This window comes from Caballeronia arationis (genome assembly GCF_001544975.2).
GTDB classification, from domain to species: domain Bacteria; phylum Pseudomonadota; class Gammaproteobacteria; order Burkholderiales; family Burkholderiaceae; genus Caballeronia; species Caballeronia arationis.
Map to the genome: position 1 here is coordinate 19084 of NZ_FCOG02000074.1, position 11186 is coordinate 30269.

Below are 11186 nucleotides of genomic sequence, written 5' to 3' on the forward strand. Positions count from 1 at the left end.
ACCGTTCGACATGTCTATCGCGCAACGTTTCGTTGCTGGCGAGGGTGAAACACATCCCGAAGATTCGGCTGCCCTCACCGCCTTTCGCTGTGATTCGACCAACCTCCCCTGGATCATCTTCCGGGCCGCGTTCCGTGCCGCTCACATCGAGGAGATTCCTCCGCGTGCCCGTGCAGTGCTCTCGGCCCTCGCCCGCACCGTCGACGCCGCCAAACCGTTCGCGGCGATCTTCGCTCGTCGTGAACTACTTACAGGACGTGCTCTGCAATCCATGCGGACGTTCTATCGAAGCCTCGACGACTTAGACTCGGCTGGCCTGATCGATCGTCGTGCCCAGTCGCGCTACGTCGAAGCCGGTCTCTTTGGTCGCGCCTACATTCACCTCACAGCGCGTGCTGCGGAGATCCTTGGCTTCGTCGAACAGTTGCAAACGCCCTCGTCCGAATCTGCCGAATCTTCGTTTGAGCATCCGTCTGCCAAGTTGGCAGACGGTGGTATATATAAGGTTCTAGTCCCTTCTATCTTTCAAAAGAGACAACCAGGGCAAGTGCCTGAGGAGCTTCAGCGCCTGCGGTCCCTGGGGTTGTTTGATTTTTTGATCTTCAAACTCATGCGCGAAGCGCGCGAGCACGGCAAGCGTCTCTCCGATGTCGTCGAGGCAACGTGGGATCACCTCAAGCTCGCCAAGGCACCGATCAACTACCTGCGCACGCTTCTGCGAAGCACAGTTGATTTCGCCCATCAAATCCGCCGCCGGTTGGACGTGAAAGCCGAGGAACAAGCTCGACTGATGCGCACGTTGGAAGCTGAGCAGTTAGCCCGTCAGAGCGCCGGACAAACGTTCGTGGATGCCTCCGGCCAGCGTAAGTACGTGATCGACGAGGACGGCGAGACCATGGTCGTCTACACCCTCCACGAAGGCATCGGTCGTCAGGCGGCAGGATGGAAGCAGGGCTTCGCTACGGCTCGAGCACGCGGACGGATCCGTGTGGCCACCGAAGTCGATCTGCAACCGTTCGGTCAGACGCGACGATGCGCGAACGAACCGGAGCAGGGTAGGGAGCGGCCGGCGGTTACCGCTCAGATCAGGGAGCACATCGCTGGGCTGCGCAGCTTGCTGCGAGCTCGACCGCTAATGAGGACTGCGTAGATTTTGACCAAAAAATTGTGTCCCTGGACACCCCGGACACCGGGGTCAGCGCGCAGCCTCCCAACCGTTGTCGGGCTTGATCATAGCAAGGGCCTATGTAAGCGTCCCGTAACCCAGCCCTTCAGCTATTTATAGACAGATAGGTTAGATCCGAGTCAGCAGCTAACAGAAGCGCAGTTGCATCTGGAATGGCCCAGCGTCATTAGAAAATGGACAAAACTATCGATCTGTAAAGCCTGATAGATCGTATTATCGGGATAGCGTTTGCGGGGGTAGAATAGGCTATTCCGATTTACCAGAGAGGGTAGCGGCCCGTGGCACAAGGCGCAGACGACTTTGACGACGAATACGATGATGCGGGGCGAATCTCGGACGTCGAGGTCGCACGCGTCACGCTTGAACTCGATCGCGCGATCACCCGGCGCCGTCGGGCGAGCGCGGTGGGACATATCGTCGAAGGCCGAGCCCTGCAATTGCCCGTGAAACCGAATCGCATCGAGTTGGCGGTGTTCACATCGCTCGCCCAGACCTACGGCTCGGCGTTGCTGCAGGGGGCGGATTTCGAACCGGTCCTGGCGTGCGTCACGGAACGTGGTGCCGTGGTCATGGTGCAGCGGGCCTTGTGGGGCGAACGCCCGGACGATGTCCGACTGGCCGCGCGGCTACTCGACGCGCGGATCCCGTTCAATATCCTGTGCGGGACCTGGCCCGAGGTGTTCATGGGCGAGGCGCACGCCGAGTTGCAGGGGTTCATGCCGCGGCCACCGGCGTCGCCCGAATCGTCCGAGCCATCGGACGGCGAGGAGGGCCGCGATGACTGACCCGCGCGGTTCTTCATCCGCCAGCCCCCCGGAAAAGCTCACCGCAGAGCAGCTGACCCTGGAACGCGCCTATACGACCAAGGATTTCACCGCACTGCGCGCCTACGTGCAGCGCATCCCGCCCGCCGTGATCGCGCGCATCTACTACGACTCCGACGCCGATCCGCATGCGGCGACCCCTGGCGCAATGGAACGGCATCTCGGCAAGATGCTCGACACGCTGGTGGCGCTGGCGATCGCACACGGCTCGTCGGTGCTCGCCGATCACCTGCGCGCGTCGATTAAACAGCATGGCCAACCGAAGCTGACCGCGGTCACGTTTCGGATGGTCACTGAAGCCGCGCAGCTGGCGGCGCTGCCGCCGCACCCCGATCACGCGATCGGCGCCTTGGCTGCGGCCACGCGTGGCGCGGCGATTGAAAGGCGAGGGGATTGCGACGTTGGGCGAGCTGGTCGCGTTCTGCAACCGGCGCGGCGCCAGCTGGTGGCGCTCGATTCCGCGCATCGGCCCGGGTCTAACGGTCGACACCGACGTCGACTCGGTCGAGCAGGCCGGCGTGCCGCTAGTCGCGGCCGAACTGGTTGAGGTCGTGCCGGCGACGACGGTGACGGAATCGGGTCCAACCGGCGGCCCGGCTTCACCCGATCGACTCACGCTCGCGCCGCTCGAGCGACTCGCCGTGCCGCACGCGCTGTCGGGTGCCAACGGCGAGAACCGCTCCACCGCCTTCTGTTACATCCGGGCCAATCACGACCTCGATGCGCTGCGCGCGTACCTGAACCGCTACCGCGATCAGCCGAAAACCCTGCGCGCGTATACCAAGGAGCTCGAACGCTTCCTGTTGTGGGCGGTGGTGCTCCGGGGTAAGGCGCTGAGTGATTTGCGCGTCGACGACTGCGAGGCGTACAAGGATTTCCTGAAAAACCCGGATCCACGCTTTGTCGGTGAGCGGTTCGCGCAGCACTCGCCAAGGTGGCGGCCGTTTGCGAGCGGGGAGCTTTCTGGCGAGTCCCAGTGTTACGCGGTGCGAGCCCTGCGAGCGGCGTTTACGTGGTGGGTCGATGTGCGGTTTCTGGCTGGCAATCCGTGGAAGGCCGTCAACGATCCGATTGTGATCAAGCGCGAGCGGGCGATGAAAATCGAGCGCGCCTTGCCCGCTCAGCTGTGGCGTAAGCTGCGCGGTGAGCTCGATGCGCGGGCGTCGGAAGCGGGCGATAGCCGATCCACTGCGCAGTGGCGCGAGTCAAAGAGCGGCGTGCAGTGGCGCGCGGTGCGCGCGGCGATTCTGTTGATGGGTGATTCGGGTCTGCGGCGTGAAGAAGCGGCCTCGGCCCGCCGGGAGAATCTCAAAGCGTCGGTGTACGGCACGCTCGAGCGGCCTATGTGGGAGCTGACGATCGTCGGCAAAGGACAGCGTGAGCGTACGGTGCCAGTCAGTGCGGCGACGCTGGCCGCCTTGCGCGCGCACTCAAAAGATCGGCGTCAAGCATTCGATGCAGTCGTCGGGCAAAGCGCGGCGACCGGGCCGCTGCTCGCGCCCGTCATCATTCCGTGGACCGACGCATCGCGTCGGCGCCATCGAATGGGGACGGAGAATGGCGCCCTTGATTTGAATCCGAAGGGTTACACCGCTGACGGACTGAACCGGCTGATCGCCCGGATGCTAAACGAACTGGTTGAGACGATGGATGAATTGACCCTCGACGAACGGATGCGGCTCGGCCAGGCGAACGCGCATGCTTTGCGGCACACGTTTGGCACCCAATCGGTCGCAGACGAGGTGCCGGTTGATGTGGTGCAAAAGGTGCTCGGACATGCGTCGCTCCAGACCACCACGATCTACGTTCAAGCCGAGAAGAAGCGAATTTTGCAGGAACTTGCCAGTTACTATTCTCAACTAGGAGCTGTGGACAGCCAGTCATAGTTGCGCAAACTCGAGTCGACAGATTATTGGCTCGGATCACAGCCTTTCCGCACCCATCCTGATGTCAGCATGAGCGGTGGCATGACGCGGAATAGTCATGTTCATATTCTGCGCACAGCAGATGGCTGCTCTCGGCGGCCTTGGATTCGCGATAGCCGACGAGGAACCGGCCTTCTTCCTCTAGCAGGCGCGCTACTTCTATCAGTGTCCAAGTCTTGCCCATTAAGGGCCGGACGATGACCGCGGTAAGGCCAGGCGCCGGGCGCGGTCGGTCAAGTCGTGAATGTCCGCCATGCGACCAAAGAGTCGGTCGCGCCGGTCCGAAATGCTTCGATTATCAGGCCCCTCCGTACACGACTGTAAATGGCTTGCGAGTCTGGACTCGCTTGCAAACAGTGTAGTGAGCCATCCCAAGCTTGAAGGACCGGATCGAGCCACAGCGTGCCAAGCCAGATCACACATCGTTGGCTTTCCAGTCTCCGATGATTGTCAGGTACAGGCCCTCGCTGCCTGAGATTCGTGTACGTGAATTCCGCGCCGGGTTTGAGCGCGTCATCCGTGATGAGGATCCGCTCCGTTAGTCACGCGACGCTTTATGGCGTTCAGGTGTAGTCTAATATCTGAGTGCAGTTGCGTCATATTTTTGTTCGGGATCTTTCGGTTCCCTTCAAAGTAATTCCGCCATGCCAGCGTCGAACTCCACCCTCAACGCGCCCGCTGCGCTGGATACTGGCGCCTTGCCGTCGAAACGCTACACGGCTACGCCCAGGCATTGCACTGGTTCAGCGCGGTGTTGATGCTCACGGCTCGCCAACACCCGCGATTCGCCTTACCGTTGTGATCGTCTAACGGTGCGAACTCTTGCTGCAGCGCTACCTTTCAAAACGCGGCTGACCAAATCGTCTTAGAGCATGTAGAAGCGGGACCGCCCTCGGTCGCGCTGTGGGCGAACGCACGCGAGGATGATCCGTCACGCTGCGAACAGCGGATCCGCCGTCAATTCATTGGAAACGCCCGTTCTCATCCGAGCGATGGAAAGCTGCTTAAGGAGCGCGCATGTCAGCGAGAGATATGGAGTCCGCACCCGGGTCTGACGATCCTCCTCTTGAACGAGGCATTCGAGCGGGCGAGACGAGCCGCGGACTGGTCGCGGGACGCGTGGTCGGATTAGCGACCGGGGGCGATCCGCTCGTGACCTTTGCGGGTCAGCCTGGTTCTGCGGCGTTGGTCGCGCGCTCGACGGTCGCCGTTGGAACCATGCATATCGGGGCCGATGTGGCATTGCTCTTCGAGCGGAACGACGTCCTGTTGCCGGTCATCGTAGGCGTGATCCGCACGGCACACGATCTCAATCCAACCGACAGGGCGAAGGATGACTCGAGCGCCGATGGTCAGCGGGTCATAATCAGGGCAGACGAAGAGATTGTCCTGCAATGCGGGAAGTGCAGCATCACGCTGAACAACAAGGGCAAGATCATCATTCGCGGCGAGTATTTGTCGAGCCAGTCGAATGGTGTGAACCGCATATGCGGCGGTTCGGTGCAGATCAACTGAACTGATGGCATCGACTGTCTTCGCCGAAGGGATGGGTTTCTTCCACACCGGCAGCGGAGGCAAAGGTGTCGCGCCGGCCGATGTCTGCCTGTCACCTCCGCCACCACCCGCAGGGCCGGCCCCGATTCCTTATGTCAATTCGCTGTCGGCTTCCGATCTGGCGAAGGGTAGCAAGACGGTCAAGATCCAGGGAAACGAAACCGCGCTGGAGGATCAGTCCGAAATTAGCACGAGCACGGGCAACGAAGCGGGTACTCAAGGTGGCAACGTCCTCACGCACAAGACGAAGGGAAAAGGATATTTCAAGCTGTGGTCTTTCACCGTGCAGGTCGAGGGAAAAGGCGTCTGCAGGCACGGAGACCTGGTGGGTCAGAACTGCGGCTCCGAACCATTTGGATGCGTGGATGTCGCCGCCGTCGTGAATTTTCTCGAGCTTCCGTGGGTTAAGCCGGGCAAACCTTGCGCGGAAGACTATTTTCGAAAGAATATTCAAGCGAAGCCGAATCGTGAGCAAAGGGCAGTGGTCAGGGGCGGTCCTTGCTGGGAGTGCGGGCGGAAAACGTCGGGCCGCGCTGACCGGAAGAACTTCACGCCGGATCACCAGCCGCCGATGGCACTGGCATGGGAACTCGGAGGATGCCATGATCCCGACCGATTCCAGGAATGGGCGAACGATCCTGATTCGACGGTTCCCCATTGCAAGGACTGTTCGGATTCGCAAGGTGGCCAAACGAGTTGGGTCGTGGATTTTTACATCGATAACTTCAAGTTGCTGATGAAGTATGTCTTTCGCTAGTGTGCGCGCTCCGTAAGAGGCATCAAATGGATCCCTATGAGCAATTGTTCGAAAAATATGTGCAAGCGCTGAATCAAAGCCGACCCGATTGCGAAGCGTGGTGGGCGCGCTTGAACGGAATCCCGGAAGAATTGCTTGCTACGAATCGCATTCATCCTCCCGCAACTAATCAACGCTGGCCGTGTGGTTCGGTCTCGCATCCCGCGTTGATCGCGGTGTTTCGTCACTACTACATCGAATGCAAAAAACTCAACGAAGCAAACGAATCACCGGAACCCGAACCAGAGGACGAACCCGACGAAGACCAGTGGCAGGGTGAAGGTCCAGCGGCGGAGCCTGGCGAGGAAGTGCCGCCTTTTGTGTTTTGCTTCGATTGGCTGTCCGGCAAACAGCAGGCGCTGAGCGAGTGGTTGGCGAGACTCGTTTTTTCTCCGGTCGGGAATGACGATCCCGTTCCCGAAGATGACGAGGACATTGATCCGAGCGGCGCAGAAAAAGGACCACTGAGGTTCGATTTGCCTGCCGCACATCCTTATCTCAAGAGTCTGGATTCCGGCATCCAGCGTCTGATCGAACAGCCCTACGATCTTCTCATCAAAATCGGCGGTTCAACTTCGCTCGCCCAGGCACACGCTCGCCGCCGAGATGATTTCCACGATTACGTGGCCGAGCTGACTCGCTGCGCACGTAACGCGCTCACTTGGTGGCACAGGATTCGAACTCGAACGACGGCGCGACTACGCAGCGAAGAAAGGGCCTTGCATCAGATGTGGTGGAGGCGCCCGGCTGGCCCCGCGTCCTATCCGGACGTCGTTTCGGTGATCAGGCGCCATTGGCTGCGATGCGCGAGCCGAAACGAGAACGCCGAGTTCGGTCCGCCCATTGCACCGCAGCTATTCGTGCTCGGCTGGCTGGTCGAAGCCAACCTCATGGAGCTTGCGCACTTTCTGGCCCCTATCCCGTACTGGCCGATGGGATTCGACGCCGACGGTCGATGGGTGTGAGTTCGTAAACGAACCTGTTTGAGGGCATGCCCATGAGCATCGCGGTTCCATTGCACAACTGGACTCCCTTTGCCGCGGATTCGTTGGTTTTGCCCGATCCGGATGGCCAGGAAATTCTGTCGCTGGTCGTTTCTGCCACCTTCGTCATCGGCGTGGACGGTCGCCTCGAATGCGCCGTCAAGCAACCCCCCATGCTGTACGCCGATGTCAGCCACGGCGTTCCGGGCCTGTCAAGCATCATGCAGGAGGCCGATGTAGCGATCGAAAAGAGGCGCGTGGATGTGATCGTGAATGCTGCGGCGTATGCGCCTAAGGGGCGCATCTCGGAGCGGGTGGTCGTAGCCTTCGCCGTGGGTGATGTGCGCAAGCAACTGGTCGTCAGCGGAGATCGTGAATGGCGTGCTGGACTACGTGGACAGACCGCGTCGGCGCCGAAACCGTTCCTCAGGATGCCCATCGTTTATGAGCGAGCTTTCGGCGGCGCGAGACAGAGCGCGGACGAATCCGCCGGATCGCTGACTTATGCGTTCAATCCCGTCGGCGTTGGATTTCACGGCGCCCGATCCGCGGACCCGGCAGTGACGACCGAGATGCCCAATGTGGAAGACCCGCACAATTTGATCACACGGCGCGGCGACGTTCCGCACCATGCCGGCATCGGCGTGGTCGCGCGCGTATGGGCGCCCCGGGCGGGCAGGGCGGGTACTTACGACGATGAGTGGCTGAAGTCGCGTTGGCCCTGTCTGCCGAAGGACTTCGATCCAAGCTTTTATCAGTGCGCGCCGGATGATCAGCAGAGCAGCACCCTGGTCGGAGGAGAAACATTCCAGACCTTGAATCTCACGCCGGAAGGCGCCATGGCATTCCGGCTTCCGCGACTGAGCGTGCCCGTTCGTCTTTATTTCGATGACAGGCTGGAGACGTCGATGCTGCGCGTCGACACCGTGGTGCTAGAGTGCGACTCACGCAGTCTGGTGTTGCGCGGGCGTATCGCAGTGCGCACGGTCCGCAACGCGCCTCGTTTACGCCAGATCATCGTCGGGCATCCAACGAGCGGCTGCTTGCGCGCCTTCGCGAACCACAAACGCTTTCTTGCCAACCGCGATGTTCGTCCGCTACAGGCTTTTCGCCACTTCGCGTTATGACATCTCCAATGCTGATTATGGGAATGGGCGCCGTCACCGCCGTCGGACTGAACGCGATCCAGACCTGCGCGGCGATTCGCGCCCGCATAAGTGGATTCAGGACGGCCGTCCCGCTTCCGGCGCCGTGGGAGTCCATCATCGGTGCTTCTGTGCCTGTGTCGCGAACGCTCAAGCGCCCGAGCCGCCATTGGCTGCTTTCCCTTGCCGGTCGTGCCGCGAGAGAGTGCATGCCCGATTCAATGGACGAGAATGAAACTCCGATTCTGCTGTTGATCGTGCCGGACGCGTCTCGAAGCCATCCCGACCTGCGTGATCTTTCTCATCACGATGTCATCGAGCGAATTCAACGTAGCGTTCGGCGTCGCCTCGACCCTTGGTCGACCGTACTCGAAGGCGGTGCGGCATCGGGCCTGGCCGCAATTTCTCTCGCGGGCGAACTGCTTGCTCGGAAGGGCGGCGGCTGCTGTGTGGTCGTCGGCGTCGATTCGATGCTCAATCGCGGCGACCTCGCCCGTCTTGCCGTGGCCGACCGTCTGCACGCCGAAGGGCAACCGCAGGGCGTTATCCCAGGGGAAGGGGCGGCCGCGGTGCTGCTGTTTTCCCGCGCGCGGCCGCGATTGTCCGCGCGCGCCATGATCCTTGGCACCGGTGTTTCGCAAGAGGCGGACAGTGACACGGCAACTGGTTCACGCTATTCGACCGGGACGGCGTTGCGCGCGGCGCTGGAAAGCGCCGCGACCGACGCCAACTGTCCGGAGCAGGCGCTGAGCTTCCGGATTTCCGACATGAACGGAGAGCGTTACCACGCGCTGGAATCGATGATGGCATCCGCACGTTTTTATCGATCGCGAAGGGAGCGGCTGATCGCCTGGTATCCGGCGGCTTCAGTTGGAGACATCGGGGCGGCGGCGGGTGTCCTGAGTCTCGTGGTCGCCGCGCGAGCGATCGAACGTGGCTATGCGCCCGGTCCGCTCGCGGTCTGCGAAGCATCCTCGGACTTTTCGCTGCGCGCGGCGTCCATTCTGGGGTCGGCGCCGGGCGCGCCTTCGCCGCCCTTCCGCTCGATCGAGGTTGCGTGATTTCCGGCAATGACACTCATTGAAATGACACCGCCTCGTGCGGCGTTCATCCCATCGGTATTGGACCAGCACTGCATGGAGACTGCGTCGCTGTGGCCATTGAGGCAGCGATTGCTCAACCGGGTCTCCTGCCGGCTGGGCGAGCTGGCGCAGGTCGACGAACGTCTGGATGCGCATGTCGATGCCGTGCGCCTAAGTGCAGGCGCGGCGGTTCCGTTTGTACGGCAACTGCTTGCCACGCCCGCCCGAAGCGAAATCTTTGCGGCGACTGCGCTTGCGCTGACCATCGGCGACCGATCGCTTCTGCGGGACGTTCTCGCGGTTGCGGAGGCGATTCCCGGCGCGCATGAAAGCGCGGCCGGGGCATTTGAGTGGACATCGGCCGCGCAATTGCGCGGCGTGGTGCAGGATCTGCTCCGGTCGCCGTCGCCGTTCTTGCGTAGCATTGGAATATCGGCATGCAGCGCGCACGAGGCGGATCTCCGCGACAGTCTGAACAAGTGGCTTTCCGATCCGGACCCGACAGTTCGCGCGTGCGCCTACCGTGCCGCGGGAATTCAAGGGCTGCAGAAGTTTCGCGTGCTGTGCGAGGATCGTGCGATCAGCGACGAGACAGCGACGAGCGCCCGCTGGGCGGCCTGGGCGGCGGTATTGCTAGGTGCGCGCGGCCCGGTCGCGGCACATCTCGCCGAACAAGAACTTCTGCATGCCGAACTTGCATCGGAATCTTTTCTCGGATTGCAGGCCATGTCGGTCGACGAGGGTGCTTCCTTTTTGAGTCGCATTGCTGCGCAGGAAAAATCCTTGCGCTCGATTGTGGTGGGCGCGAGCATGGTCGGAAAACCGGGATACGTGTCCAGGATGATCGAGCTCATGAGTTGCGCCGCAATCGCGCGATCCGCGGGTCGGTCGTTCGAGTTGCTGACCGGCGCCGACCTGCTGGCTGATCGTCTGCATCGCGAAAAGCCCGTTGCTGATTCAGCGCAGGATGGAAACGGCGCCGAAATCGATGCTGAGCCGGACCCCGAAGAAGGACTCGCATGGCCCGATTCGGATCGGTGCATGAAATGGTGGGCGGCAAGACAAAAGGAAGGCAGCGCGGCCGGGCGCCTTCTCGCGGGCCGCAGTCCGTCAACAGACCATTGCAGGTACATCTTGCAGACCGGCAGCCAGCAGCAGCGCACAATGGCGGCCCATTATCTTTGCATCCTTATGCCCGGCACGAGGCTGTTCAATTGCACCGCGCCGGCGTGGCGCCAGGCCCGCAGGCTTGCGGCGGGATAGCTTGTGTTGAGGTTCCTTAATTCCACTAATGGGTACGTTAATTCTGGGGTTCGTCAGTAAAAACTGTGGGTGAGTTCAGGTTCAGGTAGCTTGCCAAGCGCGTGGTAGAGCGCGATTTCGGTCATGCGGAAGGTGCGAAAGCCATAGGCTTTTCTCATAGTGACTTTGGCTTTGTTGTTTAGCCCCTCGATGACGCCGCTGGAAAACTGCTTGCGGGCGCGGAAATAGTTAAGAATGAGTTCTCGGTGGCCGCGGATGGTGCGGGCGAATTTCTTCATCGGCTCGATGCGTGAACACATTACCTGGGTACACCACTGGTCGAGGAACTTCCCGGTCCAAGTGGGCGAGTCGTACTCGCAGAGTTGTTGAAACTCTTCCTTAAGCAGATAGGCGCGCACGCTCTGCAGGTTGTAGTGCAGTAGATCGCG

10 protein-coding genes are annotated in these 11186 nt (G+C 61.2%); 9 read left to right on the top strand and 1 reads right to left on the bottom strand.

The genetic code is table 11. The features are described 5' to 3' along the window. The first annotated feature begins 10 nt into the window (after positions 1 to 10). The 9 genes from AWB81_RS29165 (at position 11) to AWB81_RS29205 (ending at position 10758) form a co-directional block, all read left to right on the top strand. Positions 11 to 1150, top strand: coding sequence for a hypothetical protein (locus AWB81_RS29165; RefSeq protein WP_062640101.1), 1140 nt, complete (start codon positions 11 to 13; stop codon positions 1148 to 1150). A gap of 314 nt (positions 1151 to 1464) precedes the next feature. Beyond that, complete coding sequence (locus AWB81_RS29170) at positions 1465 to 1971, top strand: hypothetical protein (RefSeq protein ID WP_062640102.1); 507 nt, start codon at positions 1465 to 1467, stop codon at positions 1969 to 1971. Positions 1972 to 2411: 440 nt separating this feature from the next. Next, a complete protein-coding gene (locus tag AWB81_RS29175; RefSeq protein ID WP_327372660.1) occupies positions 2412 to 3896 on the top strand; it encodes a site-specific integrase in 1485 nt (494 codons plus the stop codon). Between the two features lie 1056 nt (positions 3897 to 4952). Continuing rightward, positions 4953 to 5450, top strand: coding sequence for a DUF6484 domain-containing protein (locus AWB81_RS29180; protein ID WP_144444203.1), 498 nt, complete (start codon positions 4953 to 4955; stop codon positions 5448 to 5450). A 4-nt stretch (positions 5451 to 5454) separates the two neighbouring features. Continuing rightward, a complete protein-coding gene (locus AWB81_RS29185) occupies positions 5455 to 6246 on the top strand; it encodes a DUF4150 domain-containing protein (RefSeq protein ID WP_087135261.1) in 792 nt (263 codons plus the stop codon). 26 nt (positions 6247 to 6272) lie between these two features. Further along, a complete protein-coding gene (locus tag AWB81_RS29190) occupies positions 6273 to 7250 on the top strand; it encodes a hypothetical protein (RefSeq protein WP_062640109.1) in 978 nt (325 codons plus the stop codon). A gap of 32 nt (positions 7251 to 7282) precedes the next feature. Next, on the top strand, positions 7283 to 8395 hold the full coding sequence (locus tag AWB81_RS29195) for a DUF2169 family type VI secretion system accessory protein (RefSeq protein ID WP_062640111.1): 1113 nt from the start codon (positions 7283 to 7285) through the stop codon (positions 8393 to 8395). Between the two features lie 23 nt (positions 8396 to 8418). Beyond that, positions 8419 to 9474 carry a hypothetical protein gene (locus AWB81_RS29200; RefSeq protein WP_062640113.1) on the top strand — a complete coding sequence of 352 codons (1056 nt, stop codon included), beginning with the start codon at positions 8419 to 8421 and terminating at the stop codon, positions 9472 to 9474. 9 nt (positions 9475 to 9483) lie between these two features. Next, positions 9484 to 10758 (top strand): TIGR02270 family protein, encoded by a 1275-nt coding sequence (locus AWB81_RS29205; RefSeq protein WP_087135263.1) that lies wholly within the window; start codon positions 9484 to 9486, stop codon positions 10756 to 10758. 53 nt (positions 10759 to 10811) lie between these two features. Here AWB81_RS29205 and AWB81_RS29210 read toward each other — a convergent pair. Next, positions 10812 to 11186, bottom strand: a 375-nt coding sequence (locus AWB81_RS29210) for a transposase (RefSeq protein WP_144444204.1), incomplete at its 5' end; no start/stop codon positions are given.

What these genes read in the sequence shown, in the direction of transcription:
- AWB81_RS29185 (WP_087135261.1), top strand. Translation starts at nt 5,455, where the DNA reads ATGGCATCGACTGTCTTCGCCGAAGGGATGGGTTTCTTCCACACCGGC.
- AWB81_RS29200 (WP_062640113.1), top strand. Translation starts at nt 8,419, where the DNA reads ATGGGCGCCGTCACCGCCGTCGGACTGAACGCGATCCAGACCTGCGCG.
- AWB81_RS29180 (WP_144444203.1), top strand. Translation starts at nt 4,953, where the DNA reads ATGTCAGCGAGAGATATGGAGTCCGCACCCGGGTCTGACGATCCTCCT.
- AWB81_RS29205 (WP_087135263.1), top strand. Translation starts at nt 9,484, where the DNA reads ATGACACTCATTGAAATGACACCGCCTCGTGCGGCGTTCATCCCATCG.
- AWB81_RS29165 (WP_062640101.1), top strand. Translation starts at nt 11, where the DNA reads ATGTCTATCGCGCAACGTTTCGTTGCTGGCGAGGGTGAAACACATCCC.
- AWB81_RS29195 (WP_062640111.1), top strand. Translation starts at nt 7,283, where the DNA reads ATGAGCATCGCGGTTCCATTGCACAACTGGACTCCCTTTGCCGCGGAT.
- AWB81_RS29190 (WP_062640109.1), top strand. Translation starts at nt 6,273, where the DNA reads ATGGATCCCTATGAGCAATTGTTCGAAAAATATGTGCAAGCGCTGAAT.